This window comes from Streptomyces spiralis (assembly GCF_014654675.1).
Classification (GTDB): Bacteria; Actinomycetota; Actinomycetes; order Streptomycetales; family Streptomycetaceae; genus Streptomyces; species Streptomyces spiralis.
The window spans coordinates 83,268-103,328 of the sequence record NZ_BNBC01000016.1 but is presented as its reverse complement, the minus strand read 5'-3'; the positions used below and the strand labels follow the sequence as shown (position 1 = coordinate 103,328).

At 73.2% G+C, this 20,061-nt stretch carries 15 protein-coding genes; 11 read left to right on the top strand and 4 right to left on the bottom strand.

Going from position 1 to position 20,061, the window contains the following annotated elements:
• Window positions 1–13 precede the first annotated feature (13 nt).
• Window positions 14–1,069, bottom strand: a complete 1,056-nt coding sequence (gene aroF / locus IE318_RS18365; protein WP_189901646.1) for a 3-deoxy-7-phosphoheptulonate synthase — start codon at window positions 1,067–1,069, stop codon at window positions 14–16.
• 280 nt (window positions 1,070–1,349) lie between these two features.
• Between aroF and IE318_RS18360 the strand changes: the two genes are divergently transcribed.
• From IE318_RS18360 to IE318_RS18310, 11 genes are all read left to right on the top strand, one after another.
• Window positions 1,350–2,021, top strand: coding sequence for a cyclase family protein (locus IE318_RS18360; RefSeq protein WP_030179649.1), 672 nt, complete (start codon window positions 1,350–1,352; stop codon window positions 2,019–2,021).
• Between the two features lie 37 nt (window positions 2,022–2,058).
• On the top strand, window positions 2,059–3,282 hold the full coding sequence (locus tag IE318_RS18355; protein ID WP_229903581.1) for a DUF362 domain-containing protein: 1,224 nt from the start codon (window positions 2,059–2,061) through the stop codon (window positions 3,280–3,282).
• A gap of 1 nt (window position 3,283) precedes the next feature.
• Window positions 3,284–4,627 (top strand): aldehyde dehydrogenase family protein, encoded by a 1,344-nt coding sequence (locus IE318_RS18350; RefSeq protein WP_189901645.1) that lies wholly within the window; start codon window positions 3,284–3,286, stop codon window positions 4,625–4,627.
• Window positions 4,628–4,703: 76 nt separating this feature from the next.
• The gene (locus IE318_RS18345) at window positions 4,704–4,985 is read left to right on the top strand and encodes a phosphopantetheine-binding protein (protein WP_189901642.1); all 282 of its coding nucleotides are present in this window, start codon (window positions 4,704–4,706) and stop codon (window positions 4,983–4,985) included.
• A gap of 4 nt (window positions 4,986–4,989) precedes the next feature.
• Window positions 4,990–6,432: a methylmalonyl-CoA mutase family protein gene (locus IE318_RS18340; protein WP_189901640.1), complete on the top strand. Its 1,443-nt coding sequence runs from the start codon at window positions 4,990–4,992 to the stop codon at window positions 6,430–6,432.
• A complete protein-coding gene (ccrA, locus tag IE318_RS18335; RefSeq protein WP_030179639.1) occupies window positions 6,432–7,778 on the top strand; it encodes a crotonyl-CoA carboxylase/reductase in 1,347 nt (448 codons plus the stop codon). Before IE318_RS18340 ends, ccrA begins: the two co-directional genes overlap by 1 nt.
• A complete protein-coding gene (locus IE318_RS18330) occupies window positions 7,775–9,295 on the top strand; it encodes an amino acid adenylation domain-containing protein (RefSeq protein ID WP_189901639.1) in 1,521 nt (506 codons plus the stop codon). The genes ccrA and IE318_RS18330 overlap by 4 nt, the downstream gene beginning before the upstream one ends.
• A complete protein-coding gene (locus IE318_RS18325) occupies window positions 9,288–9,536 on the top strand; it encodes a phosphopantetheine-binding protein (protein ID WP_189901638.1) in 249 nt (82 codons plus the stop codon). Before IE318_RS18330 ends, IE318_RS18325 begins: the two co-directional genes overlap by 8 nt.
• Window positions 9,520–10,776 carry an MFS transporter gene (locus tag IE318_RS18320; protein ID WP_189901637.1) on the top strand — a complete coding sequence of 419 codons (1,257 nt, stop codon included), beginning with the start codon at window positions 9,520–9,522 and terminating at the stop codon, window positions 10,774–10,776. Before IE318_RS18325 ends, IE318_RS18320 begins: the two co-directional genes overlap by 17 nt.
• Complete coding sequence (locus IE318_RS18315; RefSeq protein WP_189901636.1) at window positions 10,773–13,580, top strand: condensation domain-containing protein; 2,808 nt, start codon at window positions 10,773–10,775, stop codon at window positions 13,578–13,580. Before IE318_RS18320 ends, IE318_RS18315 begins: the two co-directional genes overlap by 4 nt.
• Window positions 13,577–14,500, top strand: a complete 924-nt coding sequence (locus IE318_RS18310) for a diiron oxygenase (protein ID WP_189901635.1) — start codon at window positions 13,577–13,579, stop codon at window positions 14,498–14,500. Before IE318_RS18315 ends, IE318_RS18310 begins: the two co-directional genes overlap by 4 nt.
• 9 nt (window positions 14,501–14,509) lie before the next feature.
• On the opposite strand, the gene IE318_RS18305 is transcribed toward IE318_RS18310, so the two are convergent.
• From IE318_RS18305 to asnB, 3 genes are read right to left on the bottom strand one after another with little or no spacing between them, the layout of a single operon-like run.
• Window positions 14,510–16,480 (bottom strand): condensation domain-containing protein, encoded by a 1,971-nt coding sequence (locus IE318_RS18305; protein WP_189901634.1) that lies wholly within the window; start codon window positions 16,478–16,480, stop codon window positions 14,510–14,512.
• On the bottom strand, window positions 16,446–17,966 hold the full coding sequence (locus IE318_RS18300; RefSeq protein ID WP_189901633.1) for an AMP-binding protein: 1,521 nt from the start codon (window positions 17,964–17,966) through the stop codon (window positions 16,446–16,448). Before IE318_RS18300 ends, IE318_RS18305 begins: the two co-directional genes overlap by 35 nt.
• Entirely contained in the window at window positions 17,966–19,813 is a 1,848-nt protein-coding gene (gene asnB / locus IE318_RS18295) for an asparagine synthase (glutamine-hydrolyzing) (protein WP_189901632.1), read from the bottom strand. Before asnB ends, IE318_RS18300 begins: the two co-directional genes overlap by 1 nt.
• Window positions 19,814–20,061: the final 248 nt, after the last annotated feature.

Genomic DNA, 20,061 nt, shown 5'->3' with positions numbered 1-20,061 from the left:
CGTCAGAAGCGGGTCAGACCTGGGCCAGCGAGCGGGCGGGGGTGACGGGCAGGGTCCGTCCCACGGCCTCCACCACGGGCTTGAGCCGGTCCATGAGCGCGCCGAACTGCTGCGCGGTGAGCGCCTGGGCGCCGTCGCACAGCGCGTTGCGCGCGTCGGTGTGCACGTCGATGAGCAGGCCGTCGGCACCGCAGGAGGCCGCGGCCAGGGACATCGGCCCGACCAGGTGGGGCCGGCCGGTGCTGTGGCTGGGGTCGACGATCACGGGCAGATGGGTGAGCCGCTTGGCCTCGGCCACGGCGCTGAGGTCCAGCGTGAACCGGGTGCTGCGGTCGTAGCTGCGGATGCCGCGCTCGCACAGGACGACGTCGCCGTTGCCCGCCTGCATCACGTACTCGGCGGCCATCAGCCACTCCTCGATCGTGGCCGACATGCCCCGCTTGAGGAGGACCGGCCGCCCCGACGCCCCGGCCTCGCGCAGCAGCTCGAAGTTCTGCATGTTGCGCGTGCCGATCTGGAGCATGTCGCTCTCCTCCGCGACGCACTCCACGTCGCCGGGGGTGACGACCTCGGTGACCACCGGCAGGCCGGTGCGCTTGCGCTGTTCCGCCAGGAGGGCGAGACCCGCCAGTCCCATCCCCTGGAAGCTGTAGGGAGAGGAGCGGGGCTTGAACGCGCCGCCGCGCACCATGACCGCGCCGGCCGCGACGACGGCGTCCACCACCGAGAACATCTGGTCCCGGCCCTCCACCGCGCAGGGGCCGGCGATCACCGTGAACTCGGTGCCGCCGAACGCGGCCTCACCCGAGGGCCCGACCTTCACCACGGTGTCCTCGGCGCGGAACTCACGGCTCGTCAGGCGCTGCGGGCCCGACAGCGCGATCACGCGGTCCACCCCGGCGGCCTTCTCCACGGCAGACACCAGTTCCGGCGTTCCGCACTGCTCGGTGATGAGCATCGCGATGTCGTCCATCGTGCTGGACACCGCGATCAGGCCCTGGTCCCGGAGAATTCCGGAGACGTAATCCAGCTGTTCGCGGGTGGCCCGCGGACGCATTGCCACGATCATGGGAGCCTTCCAAATGGGCTGGCACGCGGGATCTTCTCCCGATTGCGACTCCAAGCCATTTCGGCCTGAGTGTGAGCGACACCGGACACTCCCGGTGGCTGCGGTCGGAGAACGACCTGTGCCGAAAGCTAACCAGGGGTCGGCCGCTCATGGCAGTGCGCTGGCAGGATGCTGCCAATCTCCCGTGGAAGTGCCCACGATCGCCGTCTGACGTGCTGTGATCGCCGGGCAGTCCTCGAGTGAGGACGGCTGTCACACAGGCCGAGCGAGGGAGTGGGCCGTGAAAATCATCGACATCAGCCAGGGCTGGTACGAGGGCATGCCCTCTTATGACGCGCCGTGGTACCCGAAATTCGGGGTACGCAGGGCCATGTCCCCCGAGACCGATCCGTCGGGCGTCGGCCGGACGTTTTCCGACCTCCAGCTGTTCCCGCATAACGGAACGCATGTGGAATCCGGTTACCACTTCTTCGAGGACCGGGAAAAGATTGACGAGGTCCCGCTGGACACCTTCGTCGGCCGTGCCTGCGTCGCGGACCTCTCCCACAAGCGCGACCTCGACCCGGTCACCGGCGAGGACCTGGAGAAGGCGCTGCGCGACGTGTGGCAGCCCGGGGACCGGCTGCTGGTGCGCACCGACCACCCGAACCGCTACCTGGGCCGGGATGACTACTGGGACAAGCCGCCGTACCTGACCGTCTCCGCCGCCGACTGGATGGCGGACAACGGGGCCGTCCTGGTCGGCATGGACTGCATCACGGAGCGGCCCGACGACCGCAGCGGACAGGTGCACCGGCGCCTGCTGTCCGCCGGCATCCCCATTCTGGAGAACATCCAGAACCTCGACCAGGTCGGCGGCCCCGTCGTCCAGTTGATGGCGCTGCCCGTCAAGATCGCCGACGTGGAGGCCGCGCCGGCCCGCGCCGTGGTCATCGACGGATGGCCCTTCTGAGCGCCCCCGGGGGCACGGTGTCGGACAGGGGACAGTCGTGACGGGAGACCTGACGGCCGTTTCGCTCACCCGGGCGGCGACGGCGACCGAAGAGGCGGTCGACGCCGCGGTCGAGGAGGCGCTGGATCTCCTGGGCCGGCCCTTGCAGGACGTCGGCAAGGGCGACCGCGTGGTCATCAAGCCCAACATGTTCCAGCGCAAACCGGGGTTCAGGACGAGTCCCGAACTGCTGCTGGCCGTGGCGGCGCGGGCGTCGGCGCGCGGGGCCGAGGTCTACGTGGCCGAACGCACGCACGTGCTGAAGGAGATACTCCACCGGGCCCCCGTCCACCGCTACGCCCAGGTGGTCAGCTTCGACGACCGGCCGCTGCGCGTGGTCCAGGTGCCCGGCGCCACGTCGCTGAGGGTGCCGATCGCCGTTCCCGACCTGGTGCTGGACTGCGACTTCTTCATCGGAGCGCCCCAACTGCGCACCCACTCCAGCGTGGTGCTGACCAACGCCATGAAGAACCTGGTGGGCCTGCTGCCGGGATTCACCACGCGCATCGTCCACATGGCCGGGGTCGAGGAGGCGATCGTCGACCTCAACCAACTGCGCCCGCAGCATCTGGTGGTCTGCGACGCGACGACCGTCATCGAGGGGAACTACCCGATGGAGGGCACGACGCGTGAGGCCGGTCTGATCGCGGCCTCGCGCAACGCGGTGGCCCTGGACGTGACGATGGCGGCGGTCGCCGGCGTGGGGTCCTGGGAGCTCGCCTATCTGCGCGACGCCCACGCCCGGGGGCTCGGGCCGATCGACCTCGCCGACATCGACGTGCGGGGCACGGCGGTGGAGGACGCGGCGTTCAAGATCCGGCGCGCCCCGGTGGACCTCACCCCGCCCCGGGAGGGCATCCACGTCCACGCCGAGACGGCGTGCGAGGACTGCCGCCGCTGGCTGGCCGCCGCGCTGCACCTGCTGCGCGACGAACTCCTGCGGTTCCCGGGGGAGATGACGATCGTGTCCGGCCCGATGGAACGGCTTCCGGCGCTGCGCGGCGCGGTGGTCCTGGTGGGCAACGCGATGTACGAGCACCGCGACGCCGGCGTGTACCTGGAGGGGTGCCCGCCGCGGGCGATCCAGACCGCCGGGCTGCGCTACGCGATGGGCCAGTCCGTCACGGAGCAGGAAGCCACCCAGTTCCGCGTGCCGCGCCAGGAGGCGAGCGCCCAGGACGCCGACGGGTTCGCCGGACTGTCACTCGAGGAGTGGATCTGACATGGAGACGTTCATCCCCGTACTGCGCGGCGGCCAGGAGCACCGGTCACGTGACTCCCGCCCGCTGCACGACGTGAACGGCAACCCGCTCGCCGAGGTCCACGAGGCGCCCGCCCTCACGACGAGGCTGACCGCGAAGGCCATGCGCCAGGCACCGGCCCTGGACCCGGACGAGCGGCTGGCGGTGCTCGCCGAGGCGGGCGCCCTGTTCGCGGGGGCGACGCTGGGCGGGCAGACCCCCGAGGAGTACTGCCGGCTCCAGGCGCTGGCCTCGGGCGTGCCCGTGGCGGTCGCCCGTGGGACGCTCGAGCGGATGCGCGGCGACTGCGCCCTGCTCGGCACGGTCGTCGGCAGGCAGTCCCCGGTCGGGGCCGGCCGGACGGCCCGCTGGGTGCGCCGCGGCTCCGTGCTCGGCGTCGTGGCCCCCAGCAACCATCCGGCCACCCACGGGGCCTGGCTCCAGGCCCTCGCCATGGGATACCGGGTGGCCGTACGGCCGGGCACCCGGGACCCGTTCACCCCGCTGCGTCTTGTGCGGGCCCTGCTCCGGGCCGGCCTCGACCCGCACTGGATCAGCCTGCTCCCCGGATCCCATTCCGCCGCGGACTCGCTCGTCCAGGCGGCAGATCTGGCTCTGGTGTACGGCAGTGAGGCCACGGTCGCCCGGATGCGCGGCAACGACCGCGTGCTGGTGCGCGGGCCGGGGCGGACGAAGATCCTGGTGGACGGCGCGTACGACGACCGCACGCTGGACCACCTGGTCACGGAGATCGCCTCGGACGGAGGCGTGCGGTGCACCAACACCAGCGCCGTCCTCACCTCCGGCGACCACCGGGAGCTGGCCGAGGCGCTGGCCGAGCGGCTGGCCCGGCTGCCGGCCCACCCGGTCACCGACGACCGGGCGGTCCTGCCGGTCCGCCCGCGCAAGGAGGCCGAAGCGCTCAGGGCGTCCGTCGACCGGGCCGCCCAGGGGGCACCCGACCTGACGGCCCGTCACTACGAGGACGGCCCGCTGGCACCCGTGGGTGACGACGGCGTGGCGCTGCGTCCCGCCGTCCTGTGCGTGGACCGCGGCGACCACCCCGGGCTGCGGACCGAACTGCCCTTCCCCTGCGTGTGGGTGGCGCCCTGGCGGCCGTCGGACGGCGTGGGCCCGCTGGACGACTCGCTCGCCCTGACCCTGCTGACCGACAGCGCCGCGCTCGTCGAAGAGGCCCTGGAGTCCCCCGGGATCCGCACCGTGCTCCACGGCAGGGTCGCCGACTGGTGGAAGGACCCGTACCTGCCGCACGACGGATACCTCGGCCAGTTCCTCAACGAGGCGCGCGGCTTCGCCGCCGCGTGAAGCCGCACCCCGCACCGGCGCCCCTCCCCGGCCCGGCCCCCTTCGTAGGACACCCCTCACAGACAGGGACGCACCCATGCCCACAGACACCGCGACCCTCGCCGAGGTCGAGACGGCGGTGCACGACATCACCGCCGGCGCGCTCGGCCTGTCCGCCGTCGGCCGCCACGACAACCTGCTGGAGCTCGGCGTCGACTCTCTCGTCGCCACCCGGATCGTGGCGGCGCTGCGCACCCGGTACGGCGTCGAGATCCCGCTGATCCTGCTCTTCGAGCACCCGGAGATAGCCGAGTTCGCCGAGTCCGTCCACGACCTCGTCCTCGAACTCGACCTCGTCCAGAGCGGCACAGAGGACTGACCCCATGGGCGTACCGGGCGAGTTCCCCTACGACGCCGGGATCCACCCGGCCGGGTACACCACCCGGCTGTGGACCATGCGTCAACTGGCGGGGCTGAGCAGCGCCGAATCCACCAACGCCCGCTTCAGGTACCTGCTGGAGATGGGCGAGACCGGCCTGTCCCTCGCCTTCGACCTGCCCACCCAGCTCGGACTCGACCCCGACGACCCGGCGGCCCACGGAGAGGTGGGCCGCACCGGGGTGTCGGTCGCCACGGTGGACGACCTCGCCGAGGTCTTCGACGGCATCCCGCTCGACAAGGTGTCGGTGTCGTTCACCATCAACGCCACCGCTCCCATGCTGCTCGCGATGTGGATCGTGCTGGCCGAGCAGACCGGCGTGGCACCGGCCGCGCTGCGCGGCACCCTGCAGAACGAGATGCTGAAGGAGTTCCTGGCCCGCAAGGCGTACGTCTACGACCTGCCGACCAGCGTCCGCTACGGGCTCGACGTGATCGAGTACTGCCTTCAGGAGCTCCCCGGCGTCAATCCCGTCTCCGTCTCGGGCGGCCATGCGCGGGAGGCCGGGGCCGACGCCGCTCTCGAGGTGGCCTGCGCCCTGGCGAGCGTGGACGAGTACCTGCGCGGCATGGTGGCGCGCGGCCACTCGGCCGAAGCGGTGGCGGCCCGCTTCAGCTTCATCTTCGGGACCGACATGGAACTGCTGAAGGAGGCGGCGAAGCTGCGGGTCGCCCGCCGGCGCTACGCGGAGCGCATGAGGTCGCTCTGGGGCGTCCGCGATCCCAGGGCCATGAAGCTGCGCACCCAGGTCAACACCTTCGGCTCGGCGCTGGCCTACCAGGAGCCCCTCAACAACATCGTCCGGGCCACCGTGCAGGCGATCGCCGCGGTGCTCGGCGGCACCCAGTCGCTGCACGTGTGCAGCTTCGACGAAGCCGTACAGACGCCGGGGCCGCTCGGGGCGAGGATCGCCCTGCGCACCCAGCAGATCCTCGCCGAGGAGACCGACCTGGCGCACTACCCGGATCCCCTGGGCGGCTCGCGGGTGATCGAGCAACTGGTGGAGACGCTGGGCCGCGAGGTGGACGACTGGCTGGAGCGGATCGACGCCCGCGGCGGAATCGCGGAGTGCATCCGCAGCGGATGGCTCGAGGGCGAGATCGAGGACCTCGCCTTCCACGACCCGGGTCCCGTCGTCGGGGTCACCGCGCCCACCCCCGTGGAGTCCGAGACCAGGCTGCTCCAGGCGGAGCGCCACACCACCACGGGCGGCCGGCGTGAGATCACCAGACGCCCCTGGGGCGACGAACTCGACCGGCTGCGCGAGGACGCCGCGGCCGGGCGCAACGTCATGCCCGCACTGATCCGCGCGGTGCGCGCCCGCGCCACCATCGGGCAGCTGTGCGCGGCCATGCGTCCCGACGACCACGTCCCGGAGAGTGACTGATGACACGTCTCATCGAGGCGGTGCGCCAGGGGGCCGGCCGAGAGCAGCTGCTCGCCTGCCCGGTGCCCGAGTCCTACCGTGCGGTCCACCTGCGACGCGGTGAGGACCACCTGTTCCAGGGCCTGCACGGCAGGAACAAGGACGTCCGCAGGACCCTGCACGTCGGCGAGGTCCCCATGCCGGAACTCGCCCCGGACGAGGTGCTGGTGGCGGTGATGGCGGCGGCGGTGAACTACAACACCGTCTGGTCCGCCCTGTACGAGCCGATACCCACCTTCCGGTTCCTGGAGCAGTTCGCCCGGCAGGGCGGCTGGGCCGGGCGGCACGACCGCGACTACCAGGTGGTGGGTTCGGACGCGGCCGGGGTGGTGGTCCGGGTCGGCAGCGCGGTGCGGCACTGGTCCCCGGGCGACCGGGTGGTGGTCAACCCGCCGTACATCGACGAGCAGGACCCGGACGCGCAACGGGACGGCATGCTCACCGAGGGGATGCTCGCCTGGGGTTTCGAGACCAACTTCGGCGCCTTCGGCGACTTCGCCGTGGTCCGGGCCACCCAGCTGGTGCCCAAGCCGCCCCACCTGTCCTGGGAGGAGGCGGCCTGCAACACGCTGTGCCTGGGCACCGCCTACCGGATGCTGATCAGCGAACGGGGCGCACGGATCAAGATCGGGGACGTGGTCCTGATCTGGGGCGCGGCCGGCGGTCTCGGCTCCTACGCCGTGCAGCTGGTGCGCCGGGCCGGCGGCATCGCCGTCGGGGTGGTGGGCTCGGACGCCAAGGCCGATCTGCTGACGGACCTCGGCTGCCATGCCGTGATCAACCGCAACGACGTGGGTCTCGGCGAGGACGGCACCGAGCCCGCGACCGCGTGGAAGGCACTGGGCTCGGCCATTCGCCGCGAGGTGGGCGAGGACCCGCACGTGGTCTTCGAACACGTGGGCCGCGCCACGTTCGAGACCTCGGTGAACGTGGTCCGGCGCGGCGGCACGGTGGTCACCTGCGGATCGAGCAGCGGCTACCGGCACTCCTACGACAACCGCTATCTGTGGATGCGCCTGAAGCGGGTCATCGGCAGTCACGGCGCCAACATCCACGAGGCCTGGGAGGCCAACCGGCTGCTCCGGCTGGGCAGCGTGGTCCCGGCCCTGTCCAGGGTCTACCCGCTGGAACAGGCGCCCGAGGCCACCCGGTCGGTCCAGCTGAACGAGCACGAGGGCAAGGTGGGGCTGCTGGTCCTCGCCACCGACGAGGACCAGGGCGTGGAGGACTGGGAGCTGCGCAAGAAGGTGGGCGAGGAGCGGCTGCGCCTCTTCCGCGAGCACGCGGCGCAGAAGGAGTCCCGATGACCGCCCCGGCCACCGTCCCGGACGCGTTCCGCCGCCGGGCACGGCTCAGCCCCTCCGCGGTGGCCGTCGCCGACGCCGCGGAACGGCTGGACTACGCGGAGCTGGAACGGCGCACCGACGGCCTCGCGCACGCCCTGGTCGCGGCGGGGACACGCCCGGGCGACCGGGTGGTGGTCTGCGTCGAGCGCTCGGTGGCGCTGGTCGTGGCCCTCCTCGCCGTCCTGAAGGCCGGCGCGGCCTATGTGCCGGTCGACCTGGGCGAGGCGCCGGGCCGGCTGGCGGACATGCTCGACGACGCCGGGGCCCGCGTGGCGCTGTGCGACGCGGCGGGCCGTGCCCTGCTCGCCGGGCGGCCGCTGCGCACACTGGACCCGGCGGCGATGGACCCGGCCGCGCCCGCGCACCCGGCCCGGTCCGCTCCCCTGCCGGACGCGGGGCCGGAGGCCCTGGCCTGTCTGATGTACACCTCCGGGTCCACGGGCCGCCCCAAAGGGGTGATGGTCCCGCACCGCGCCGTCGTCAACCTGGTGACCGAGCCCAACTACGTCCGGCTGGGCCCCGCGGACCGGCTGCTGCAACTGGCTCCGGTCGCCTTCGACGCCGCGACCTTCGAGATCTGGGGGGCGCTGCTCAACGGCGCCCGGGTGGAGCTGGCCCCGCCCCGCACGCTCGGCCCCGCCGAACTGGGCCGGCTGCTCGACGAGCGCGGCATCACGGTGCTGTGGCTGACCGCTGCCCTGTTCCACCGTCAGATCGAGACGGCACCCGAGTCGCTCGCGGGGCTGCGCACCCTGCTGGCCGGCGGGGACGTGCTCTCACCCGGTCACGTCCGCCGGCTGCGGTCCGCGGCACCCGGTCTGGAACTGGTCAACGGCTACGGCCCCACCGAGGCGACCACCTTCAGCCTGTGCCACCGGATCGCCCCGGACGAGGAGTTCCCCCGTTCGGTGCCGATCGGACGGCCGGTGCAGAACGCCGCCGTGGAACTGCGCGACGACTCCGGCTCGGTGGTGCCGGACGGCGACACGGGTGAGCTGTGGGTGGCCGGGGCCGGGGTCTCGCTCGGCTACTGGCGACGGCCCGAGCTCACCGCGGAGCGCTTCGTGCCCGACGCCTCCGGGCGGCTGTGGTACCGCACCGGCGACCTCGCCCGGCGACGCCCCGAGGACCGGGTGGTGGAGTTCCTGGGCCGGGCCGACGGCCAGATCAAGCTGCACGGCCACCGGGTGGAGCCCGGGGAGATCGAGCACGCGCTGGCACGGCACGTGTCGCTGCGGCAGGCGGCGGTCGCGGTGCGGACCAACCACCTGGGCGAGGACCGGCTGGTGGCCTGGGTGACGGCCGACGGCCCGCCGGACCGCCGCGCCCTGCGCTCCTTCCTGCGCGAGCGGCTGCCCGGCTACATGGTCCCCGCCGTGTTCCTGCACGTGGAGGAGCTTCCGGTCACCAAGAACGGCAAGGTCGACCGGCGCGCGCTGCCGGACCCGGACTGGCGCCGTAAGGAGAACTATGTCTGAGCCCCACGAGCAGCTGACCCACCTGGTCGCCGAGGCCTGGCGGGAGGTGCTGGGCATCGACGGCATCTGCCCCGACGACGACTTCTTCGATCTCGGCGGCGACTCCCTGACCGCCGCCCGGCTGGCGGCCCTGCTGCACACCCGACTGGGCACCGAGGTGAACGCGGTCGACGTACTCGACCAGCCGACGGTGTCCTCCCTCGCCAAGGAACTGGAGCGCCGACGTGCCGACGGCAACTGACATCGCACCGTCCGGCTCGACCGGCACCCGGGACGTACGCCTGTGGATCGGCGGGACCAGCGTCTCGCTCTTCGGCGACGCGGCCCTGTGGATCGCGCTCGGCGTCTGGGTCAAGGACCTCACCGGCTCCAACGGCGCCGCGGGCCTGGCCTTCGCCGCCTACGTGATGCCCCGGCTGGGTGCTCCCTTCCTCGGTCTGGTGGTGGACCGCTTCCGCCGCCGGCCGCTGATCGCCCTGCTCAACCTGGTGCTCTGCGGGTGGGTCCTGCTGGCCCTGCTGGTGCACGACGGCAGCCAGGTCTGGCTGGTGTATCTCGTGCTGTTCGGCGTCGGCCTCGGCGTCGGCATGCACAACGCGGCAGGCAGCGCGCTGCTCACCAGCCTGGTGCACCCCGACGCACTGGGCCGCGCCAACGCGCTGCTGCGCACCATGCAGGAGGGGGGCATGCTGGTCGCCCCCGCCGCGGGCTCGTTCCTGTACCTCACCTTCGGCGCGCGTGCGGTGGCCGTGCTGGAGTCGGCGACCTTCCTGGTGTGCGCGCTGTGCGTGCTGGCGGTGCGGGTCGACGAACCCGCTCCCGAACCGCCGGCGGGCAGACGCACCGAGGCCCTGGTGGCCGGCATCCGCCACCTGGCCGTCACACCACGGCTGCGGGCGGTGTGCATCACCATGGCGGGCGGCCTGCTGGGCTTCGGCTTCATCGAGACCGTCATCTACGCCGTCGCGGACCAGGGACTGCACCGCAGTGCCGCCTTCGTCGGCGTGCTCACCGTGGCCAAGGGCATCGGCTCGGTCATCGGCGGGCTGGGCGCGACCCGGGTGCTCAAGCGGCTGGGGCCGGGCAACGAGGCGATGCTCACCGTGTACGGGCTGAGCCTGATGGCGGCCGGCGTCGCCGTCCTGGCCCTGCCGGGACTGGTCACCGCTCTGGCCGGTGTCTTCGTGATCGGTCTGGGCATCCCCGGGGCGGTCGTCGGCCTCTACACCTCGGTGCAGCGCTACTCGCCCGCGCGCCTCCAGGGCCGCGTCGCGGCCGCGGCGAGCATGCTGGCCACCACGCCGCAGGTGCTGGCGGTGTTCACCAGCGCCGCACTGATCGCCCACGTGGACTACCGGCTGCTGCTTGTGGTGATGACGGTGCTGATCGGTTGCAGCGCCGGATACCTGGCCGTGCGTTCCCGGAGCTTCGTCACCACGGCACCGGCCGAGCAGGAAGAGGAAGCGGAGGCGACCGCATGACCGTACTGACCCTCCCCCTCACCCCGCAGCAGCGCGGCGTGTACTTCCTGCACTGCCTCGCACCCGACAGCGCGGTCTACAACGTCCCCGTCGTGCTGCGGGTACGCGGCGGCCTGGACTGCGACCGGCTGCAGAAGGCGGTGGACCTGCTCCAGCGCCGGCACCAGGCGCTGCGGCTGACCGTCGAGGAACGCGGCGGCGAGGTGCTGCAGTTCGTCCACCCCCCGCACCGGGCCGCGCCGGTACGGGTGAACCGGATCGCCCTGCCGGGCGCCGGTCCGCGCGCCGCGGCACGGGAGGCGGTGCGGCACGCGGCCGAGCCCTTCGATCTGGTCCGCGGGCCGCTGTGGCGGGTGGACGTGGTGGAGACGGCCCCGGACGAGCACGCGCTGGTGTTCTGCTTCCACCACATCGTCATGGACGAGGTCTCGGCCACCGCGGTGGCCGAGGAGCTGCACCAGGCCTACGCGGCGCCCGAAGCGCTCGACCCCGCCGGGCCCGAGCACACGTACGCCGAGTTCTGCGGCCTGCTGCGCGCCGAGGACGACCCGGCGGGGCTGGACTTCTGGCGCACCCGGCTGAAGGACCTTCGGCCGCTGCCGCTGCCGGAGGAGCACATACCGCAGGAACACGGCCTGTTCACGGGCGACCGGGTGCCTTTCACCGTCCCCGAGCCGGTGTCGGCCCTGCTCGGCGAGGTGTGCCGCAGGCACCGGGTGTCGGAGTTCATGGTCTTCCACGCGGTCCTGCAGGTGTTGCTGCACCGCTGGACGGGCGCCACCGACCTGGCCGTCGGCACCCCGATGAGCGGCCGCACCGACGAACGCTTCCTGCGCTGCGTCGGCTTCTTCCAGAACACCGTGGTGCTGCGCAGCCAGGTCACCCCCGAGCTGAGCTTCGCCGCCCTGCTGAAGTCCGCCCGGCGGACCGTGCTGGAGGGGCTCCAGCACCAGCGGACGCCCTTCGAGTCGGTGGTCGACGCGGTGCGGCCCGCCCGGGAGGGGGCACGCAATCCGCTGTTCCAGGTGGCCCTGGTGTTCAACCGCCGCAAGGTGGAGCAGGACTGGACCCTGCCCGGCCTGACGGTCGAGCCGCTGCCGTTCGAGTGGAAGTCGTCGCACTTCGACCTCACCCTGACGCTTCAGCACGAGTACGACGTGGTCAAGGGCGACTTCGCGTTCAGCGCGCAGCGGTTCTCCCGGGCCACGGTGGAGCGCCTGGTGGCCATGTTCCTCCGGTTGCTGGACGCCCTGTCGGCCGACCCGGAACTGCCGGCCGGCGACGTCGAGTTGCACGGAGCGCAGGAGCGCGAGCACGTCCTGGCCCTCGGCGGGGCGGCGGGACGCCATGTGCTGGACGAGCGGCTGCGGCCGCTGCCCCTGGGCTGCTACGGGGCGGTCCACACCGGCGATCCGCTGACGGGCGAGGTGACGCCGACCGGTGAGCGGGGCAGGTTCGACGCCGCCGGACGGTTCGAGCTGTGGCGCGATCCGGCCGAGGCGGCGCTCACCGCACACCCGGCGGTGGAGCGGGCCCTGGTGACCGCCGAGGGGGCGGAGCGCGTCGGCTATGTGGTGCCCAGGCCCGGCGCGGACCTGCCCGCGGCACGGGAGTTGCTGGCCCGGCTGCAACAGCGGGTGCCGGCGCATCTGCTGCCGCAGCGGATCGTGGTGTGCGCGCAGCTGCCTCCGGTCGCGGACGGTCCGGTCGATCCGGACGCGGTGGCGGGGCTGGAAGCAGTGGCCGGTCTGGAGGCGGCACGGGACGGCGAGGAGCCGCGCGGTGAGACGGAGCGGCGCGTCGCGGAGCTCTTCGAGGAGCTGCTCGGCGTTCCGGGCCTCGGCCGGTACGACAACTTCTTCGACTTCGGCGGTCATTCCCTGCTGGCGGTGCGGCTGGCCGGCCGGGTCGCCGACGAACTGGGCAGGACGCTGCCGGTCGGGGCGGTCATGAAGGACCCGACGATCCGCGGCATCGCCGCGGCCCTCACGGACGGGACGCCGGACGGCGGATCCGGCCCGGTGGTCCGTCTGCGCGAGGGTTCGTCACCGGTGGCGGTGGCCCTGGTGCACCCGGTGGGAGGCACCCTGATGTGCTACGGCGGTCTGCTGTCCCGCCTGCCGCGGGAGGCGACGGTCGTGGGCCTGGAACGCCCTCCGGGCCCGCAGCCGCAGGACACGTCCTACGGTGACCTGGTCGACCGCTACGCCCGCGCTCTGGCCGAGGCCGTGCCCGGCCGGCGGATCGCGCTGGTGGGCTGGTCCCTGGGCGGTGTGCTGGCGCACTCGGTCGCCGGGAGGCTGGTGGAGACGGGCCACGAGGTGGCGGTCCTGGCCCTGGTGGATTCGCTGGCCCAGCGCACGCCCGCCGACGCCGAACGGATGACGCTCACCCGGGCGCGGCTGGACGAACTGGCCGAGCGGGTGCGGGCCGAGGGCAGCGGCGTGATCGGCGCCACCGACGAGGAGCGGCTGCTGATGCGCCGCTTCGGCGTCGACGTGGACGCGCTGCGGCAGACACCGCCCGACCAGGCCGCGGGGATGCTGCACGGCTGGGGCCGGCTGCTGGCACTGGTGGCCGGGTGCCGTCCCGTAGCGACCGAGGTACCCACCCGGCTCTACCTCTGCCGGGGCAACCCGGCCGGCTATCCGGAGGCGCTGGCCGCCAGCTGGTCCGGCCTGGCCCGGGACCTCGAGACGGTGCCGGTGCCCGGCACCCACGTGGAGGCACTGACGCCGCCGGCGGTCGACACGATCGCGGCGGACCTGGCCGCGGCCCTGACGAAGCCGGGGGACGCCTCGTGAACGGCCGCTTCGCCCCGGGCTGGTACCAGTCCGCCACCGTACGCGGCCGGCCGCGCCGCACCCTGGACGAGGACAGGGAGGCCGGCCTGCGGGTCTTCCCCGAGCACCTGGTGCCGCACCTGCGCCACGAGGGCCTGGCCGATGTGGGCGCCGACGCGCGGCAGGCGCTGCTGGCCCAGCACTTCTACCAGTACATGCTGTTCACCACCCATCTGGAGACCAAGGTCGTGAACCGGGGTGCCGCACTCGTGGCACACGGCGAGGTCGATGTCGACCTCTCCCCCGAGGCCCGGCTGGACGCCTTCAAGATCTACTGCGACGAGGGCTACCACGCCCTGTTCAGCCTCGACGTGGTCCAGCAGGTCGAGAAGGCCCTGGCCGTGCCCGTGCTCCCGTACGACTTCGCGCCCCGGCTGGCACGTCTGGAGCGCACGGCGGAGCGGTTCCTGCCCGGCCTGGACAGCCTGGGCCGGCTGCTTCAGGTGGTCGCCTTCGAGACCGTGGTGACCCGCTATCTGGCGCAGATCCCCCGGGACGAGACGGTGTTCCGGGTGGTCCGCGAGGTGGTCGGCGACCACGTCAGCGACGAGGTGCACCATCACGCCTACTTCGTCCGCCTCTTCAGGGAACTGTGGACCTCCCTGAGCCCGGCGCTGCGCGTCAAAGTCGCCTGCAGCATGCCCCACTTCGTCGACGACTGCCTGCGCCCCGACCTGGCCCCGGTCCGCGCGGCGCTCCTGTCGGCCGGTGTCGCTCCCGCCACCGCGGACGCCGTCATCGCCGACTGCTACCGCGAGGACGTGCTGACGGCCGGCGTACGGGAAAGCGGCCGCCACACCCTGAAGCTCTGTGAGTCGGTGGGCGCCTTCGACATCCCCGAGGCCCGCGAGCAGGCCCACCTCCTGGGCCTGCTCCCGTAGGCCCTGTGGTCAGGCCATGTCGCCGGCCGGGTCCGGTCCGTGCAGGACGATCTCGGTGGGGGCCGGCCAGCCCGCCGGCCAGGAGCGGCGCAGGAGGCGGCGCCAGGCACGGGGGTCGGTGGGGGCGCCCGGCGCCAGGGTGAGGTCCACGCGCGGGCGCGGAGGCCCGCCGGACGGGGTGGGGCGGCCCAGGTCGAGGGCGACGTGGCGGACGCCCGGCAGGGCGGCGAGGGCGGACACGGCCTCGAAGGACTCCACGCGCCGGCCCACCCAGTCGTACGTCCGCTCCACCGTGCCCAGCAGCCGCACCCGGTCCCGGTCGTCGATCCAGGCGCGGAACCGGCCGGGCCGCGGGTCGCCGGAGTGGCCCAGTACCCCGGGCACGCCCCGCGGCAGGGCGCGGCCCTCGGTCGTGGTGACCCGGAAGCGCAGGCCGGGTGCCGGGTGCGTGAGCCACAGGCCGAGGGGGTCGTCCGCGTGCCATGCGCAGCTGCCGAGCGGGCCCAGCACGGGATCCCGCAGCTCCAGCCGCAGCGCGCCGTCGGTCCGGGACAGTGCCGCCATCTCCCGCGTCGGCCGGAAGTCCTCGACCGGCCCTCCGACCGCACCGCACGCCTGGTCCCCCGCCGCGGGCGCCGTCAGGTGGCTTTCCATCAGCGCGGTCAGCGGGAGGTCCGGCCGGGCCGTGGCCTCGGTCAGCAGCCGCGTGTAGCCGGCGACGAGCGAGTCCGCCGCGGCGGGCGACAACACGGCCGTGGAGAAGTCGAGCCGCCCGTACACCGCCTCTCCCTCCCGGCGCAGTTGCAGGATCAGCTCGAAGGACCGGGTGGAGTTGGGGGCGAAGAAGTCCCACTCCGTCTCCACCCCGGGAACGTCCCCCAGGTCGGTGGTCACGGCCGGGTACGACACCCCGATGCGGTCGAAGGCGCCCTGGGTGACGTCGACTCCGTACCGCTGCCGCAGCTCGCGCAGAACCCAGGAGAACGGCACCCGCCTGAACCGCCGCACCACCTCCAGCGCGTCGCGGCACACGCTGATCAGCTGACGGAACGTCACTCCGGGAGGTACCTCGACCAGGCAGGGGACCACGTTGACCTGGAGCCCGATGTGTTCCCGGGTGCCGGGCAGGCTGGTGTCCACGGGGATGCCCAGCACGAAACGCTCGTTGCCGTACTCGTGCAGCCGGGCGGCCACACCGGCGAGGAGACCGGTGAACAGGCTCGCTCCCGACTCCCTCGTCAGTGCGCGCAGCCGGGCGCCGGTCTCGGCCGGGAGGTCGAAGCGGGCGGTGGGGTGCACCGGGGCCGCGCCCTGGGCCGTACGCAGGTCGTCACGCGGCAGCGACAGGCCGGGCAGGCCCGGCAGATCCGCGTTCAGCCAGTACTCCAGTACCTGGGCCAGCTCGGCGTCGACGGGCGGATGCACCGGTAGCGGGTGCGGACCGTCCGGCGCCGGGGCGGCGCCCTCCCGCAGCCGCCGCAGCGCCGCCAGGAACTGCCGGGCGAAGACGAACTTGGACCGGCCGTCGAAGGCGATGTGGTGCACCCCGACCACCAGGGTGCACCGCCCGGGCCCGTGCTCCAGGAGCCAGAACGCGATCGGCGCCGCGCCGGTCAGGTCCCAGGGTCCGGTCCGCTCGGCGCGGTACCAGCGGCGGGCGGCGGCCCGCTCCTGCCCGGGCCCGGCGGCGAGCGGGACCCGCGCGAAGCGCAGTACCGCCTCGACCGGATGGACGGCCATCCGCACCGCCGGTCCGTCGGCCACCACCAGGCTGCGCAGCTGCGGGTGCCCCGCGCACACCGCGGCGCAGGCCGTCCGCACCTCCTCGGCCGTCACCGGGCCCCGGAGGAGCACCGCGAAGAACCCCCCGTTGACACTCTCGGGGTGCAGGAGCTGCTCCAGCCACATCGCCTCCTGGGCCGGCGACAGCGGCACCAGCGACGGCTCAGCCGAGGAGGGTTCCGCTGCCGGCGAGTTCACGTCGGGCGACCTTTCCGCTCGCGGTCAGGGGAAGTTCCGGGACGTGCCAGAACCGGACGGGCACCATGTAGTCGGGGAGTTCGGCGGCGCAGGCGTCCCGCAGCCTCGCCGCGTCGATCTGCCCGCCGGCGCCCGGCGACAGCACGACGTAGCCGTGCAGGGTGACCGATCCGGCCCGTCCGGCGCCCACGACCGCGGCCCGGCGCACCCCGGGCACCCGGCCTAGGACGGCCTCCACCTCGCCCGGCTCCACCCGGAAGCCCCGCACCTTCACCTGGTCGTCCAGCCTGCCGACGTAGTGCAGGAGGCCGTCCTGCCTGCGGACGAGGTCACCGGTGGTGTAGCAGCGACGTGTACCGCCGTCCCGGTGCGGCAGTTCGCGGAACCGGTGACGGGTGAGCTCGTCGTCGCCGAGATAGCCGAGGGCCAGAGGGCGTCCGGCGACCACCAGTTCGGCCTCCTCGCCCTCCGCGAAGGGGCGCAGCCGTCCGTCGTCCGCCACCCGCAGCAGCTCCGCCGAGGCCACCGCACCGCCGAGGGCCGGGTGCACCGGCCAGCGGCCGGGGTCCCCGGCGGGCAGCCGGTACTCCGTCACGACGTGGGTCTCGCTGGGGCCGTACTGGTTGACCAGGGTGGCGTCCAGGCCCGCGAACATCGCCCGTACCTCCTCGTTCACCACCAGCCGTTCACCGGCCGTCACCACCTCCCGCAGCGCTCCGGGCCGGCGGCCGGTGACCGGAAGCGCGACCGCCAGCGCGTGCAGCGCGGTGACGGGCAGGAAGGTGCGCGCGATCCGGTGCTCGTCCAGGCAGCCCGCCAGCAGGAAGGGGTCGCGCCGCTGTTCGTCGTCCAGCACCACCAGCTCGGCGCCCGCCGTCCAGGTGGTGACCAGTTCCTGGAAGCCCACGTCGAAGCCGACCGAGGCGGCATGGGTGGTCGTCGGAGGTCCGGGAAACGCCCAGCGGCCGTGGTGCCAGGCGGCCAGGTCCGCGAGGACCGCAGGCGGCACCGCGACGCACTTGGGAGTGCCGGTCGAGCCCGAGGTGGCGACCACATAGGCCAGCGGACCGGTGCGCGCGACGGCGGGTCCCGAGCCGAGGACCTCGGGAACCGGCACCTGCTCCGCTTCGACCGGCGGCTCGGGGACGGCGGGGTCCCGCAGGACGAGCCGGGTCGCGGAGGCCCGGACGATCCGGTTCAGCCGCTCCACGGGCAGTGCAGGGTCCAGTGGATTCACCGCGGCGCCGGCCCGCCAGATGCCGAGCACCGCGGCACAGCGCCACCAGCCACGGCCGGCCAGCAGGCCCACCGTCTCACCGGGCCCGGCCCCGTGTTCCACGAGCCCCGCCGCGATGCGGCCCGACAGCCGGTCCAGGTCCGCGTAGCGGTACCGCAGGCCGTCGTGGACGACGGCGGTCCGGTGGGAGTGGCGGGCGCAGGCGCGCACCAGGGTCTCCACCAGGTCCGGACCGGTATCCGTGGGCATCACAGGCTCACCGTGACGCCGGAGGCCAGCCAGTGGTGGAGCTGGACGGCCGCCTCGATGCTCATCCGGGTGACGCCCGCGCGCAGCCCGTAGGACGGGTCCTCGAGCACCGACTTCACCCGCTCGGGCTCCAGCAGTTCGTTCACCGGGTTCGCGGGGTCGGCCACGACGGCCCGGAGCTGCTCGCGCAGCGCGGTGCGGTAGGCGGGGTCCTGGGCGGTGGGGAAGGGCGACTTGCGGCGGGCGAGCACGTCCTCGGGCAGCAGGTCCCGTACGGCGGCCCGCAGCAGGCTCTTCTCACGGCCGTCGGCGACCTTCATCTCCCAGGGCACGTTGTAGACGTACTCGGCCAGCACGTGGTCGCAGAACGGCACCCGGCCCTCGACGGAGGCGGCCATGCCGAGCCGGTCCTTGCGGTCGAGGATGACGCGCAGGTAGCGGGTCATGTTGAGGTACGTGATCTCTCGCATCCGGCGCTCGTGCGGCGTCTCGTCCCCGGTGAGGGGAACCTCGGCGAGGGCCGCCCGGTAGCTCTCGCGTTCGTGCCCGGGGAAGTCCAGGCGCCGGTGGAGGTCGCGCCGCAGCAGGCCGGACAGGAACTCCATCTGGTGCGAGGCACCCAGCCAGGGGAAGGTCTTCGCCCGCACGTAGTACGGGTCGTGGAACCACATGTAGCCGCCGAACAGCTCGTCGGAGCCGTCTCCGGTCAGGGTGACGGTGGAGAACCGGCGCACCTCCTGGGAGAGCCGGTACAGCGACACGTACATGTCGAGGCCGGCGACGGGCCGTTCCATCGCCCGCACCACCTCCGCCTGCCCGTCCCGGTCGGACAGGTGCCCCCGGTCGATGAGCAACTCCCGGTGCTCGGTGCCCAGGTGGGCGGCCATCTTGGCGACGTAGGGGCTGTCCGGGGAGTCGTGCACCTCGTCCGGGCGGAAGTGATCGAGGTGGTACGAGAACTCCATGGAGAAGGTCTTCAGCGGCTCGGCCCGCCCGCTGCCGGCCAGGACCCTCCCGGCCAGCGCGCACACGGCACTGGAGTCCAGTCCGCCGGAGAGCATGGAGGAGATCGGCACATCGGCGGCCACCTGCTGCCGGACGATGTCCTCCAGCAGCTCGCGCACCCGGTGCTCGGTGGCGGCCAGGTCGTCCCGGTGCCGGGCGGGGGTGAAGTTCCAGTAGCGGTGGCGCCGAAGGCCGTCCCGGCCGAACCGGACCACCTCGCCCGGGATCACCTCACGCATCCCCCGGAAGGGGACGTGGCCCGGGGTGGGGGTGAAGGACAGCGCCTCCAGCAGCCCGGCCCCGTCGACGACCGGTTCGATCGCACCGGTGGTGAACAGCGCCTTGGGCTCGGAGCCGAAGGCCAGACCCGCCGCGGTGTCGGCGTAGTACAGGGGGTAGATCCCGAACCGGTCGCGGATCAGCACCAGTTCCTCGCGCCGAACGTCCCACACCGCGAAGGCGAACATGCCGCGCAGCCGCTCGGCGCAGGAGGGGCCCCACTCCTCGTAGGCGCGCAGCACCACCTCGGTGTCGCTGCGCTCCCGGAACTCGTGGCCGCGGCGGCGCAGTTCGGCGCGGACCCCGTCGGCGTTGAACACCTCGCCCGTGTAGCTCAGCACCACCGTGTCCGCGCCCGTGGCGTCCGTGGCGACCATCGGCTGCCGGCCGCCTTCCAGGTCGACCACCGCCAGCCGCCGGGGCACCAGCAGCGCCCGGGCGGACACCCACTCGCCGACCGCGTCCGGTCCGCGCAGGGCCAGGGCGCCGCGCATCGCCGTGAGCAGCTCCGGGCGCCGGGTGAGGTCGTCGGTGAACGAGATCAGACCGACTATGCCGCACATGAGTTGCCAACCCCCCGGGCTAGTAGCGGCAGGGACCGCGACGAACGCTCGATTCGTCCCAGACAGTAGGCGCGGCGGGCCGTCCCACGGGGTCCTGTGACAGCTTCCGGCCATGTGCCGGGCCGCGCCTTGCCAACAGCCCGGACCGGACCCGGCACCGCGCCCGGAGGAGCGCGGCGGTCAGCGGGCCGGTGCCGGGCGCGAGCCGGCCGGGTGCGGCACGGTGGGCAGGGGTTCTTCGGCCGGAC

What these genes read in the sequence shown, in the direction of transcription:
- IE318_RS18345 (WP_189901642.1), top strand. Translation starts at nt 4,704, where the DNA reads ATGCCCACAGACACCGCGACCCTCGCCGAGGTCGAGACGGCGGTGCAC.
- asnB (WP_189901632.1), bottom strand. Translation starts at nt 19,813, where the DNA reads ATGTGCGGCATAGTCGGTCTGATCTCGTTCACCGACGACCTCACCCGG.
- IE318_RS18315 (WP_189901636.1), top strand. Translation starts at nt 10,773, where the DNA reads ATGACCGTACTGACCCTCCCCCTCACCCCGCAGCAGCGCGGCGTGTAC.
- ccrA (WP_030179639.1), top strand. Translation starts at nt 6,432, where the DNA reads ATGACACGTCTCATCGAGGCGGTGCGCCAGGGGGCCGGCCGAGAGCAG.
- IE318_RS18330 (WP_189901639.1), top strand. Translation starts at nt 7,775, where the DNA reads ATGACCGCCCCGGCCACCGTCCCGGACGCGTTCCGCCGCCGGGCACGG.
- IE318_RS18300 (WP_189901633.1), bottom strand. Translation starts at nt 17,966, where the DNA reads ATGCCCACGGATACCGGTCCGGACCTGGTGGAGACCCTGGTGCGCGCC.
- IE318_RS18350 (WP_189901645.1), top strand. Translation starts at nt 3,284, where the DNA reads ATGGAGACGTTCATCCCCGTACTGCGCGGCGGCCAGGAGCACCGGTCA.
- aroF (WP_189901646.1), bottom strand. Translation starts at nt 1,069, where the DNA reads ATGATCGTGGCAATGCGTCCGCGGGCCACCCGCGAACAGCTGGATTAC.
- IE318_RS18325 (WP_189901638.1), top strand. Translation starts at nt 9,288, where the DNA reads ATGTCTGAGCCCCACGAGCAGCTGACCCACCTGGTCGCCGAGGCCTGG.
- IE318_RS18340 (WP_189901640.1), top strand. Translation starts at nt 4,990, where the DNA reads ATGGGCGTACCGGGCGAGTTCCCCTACGACGCCGGGATCCACCCGGCC.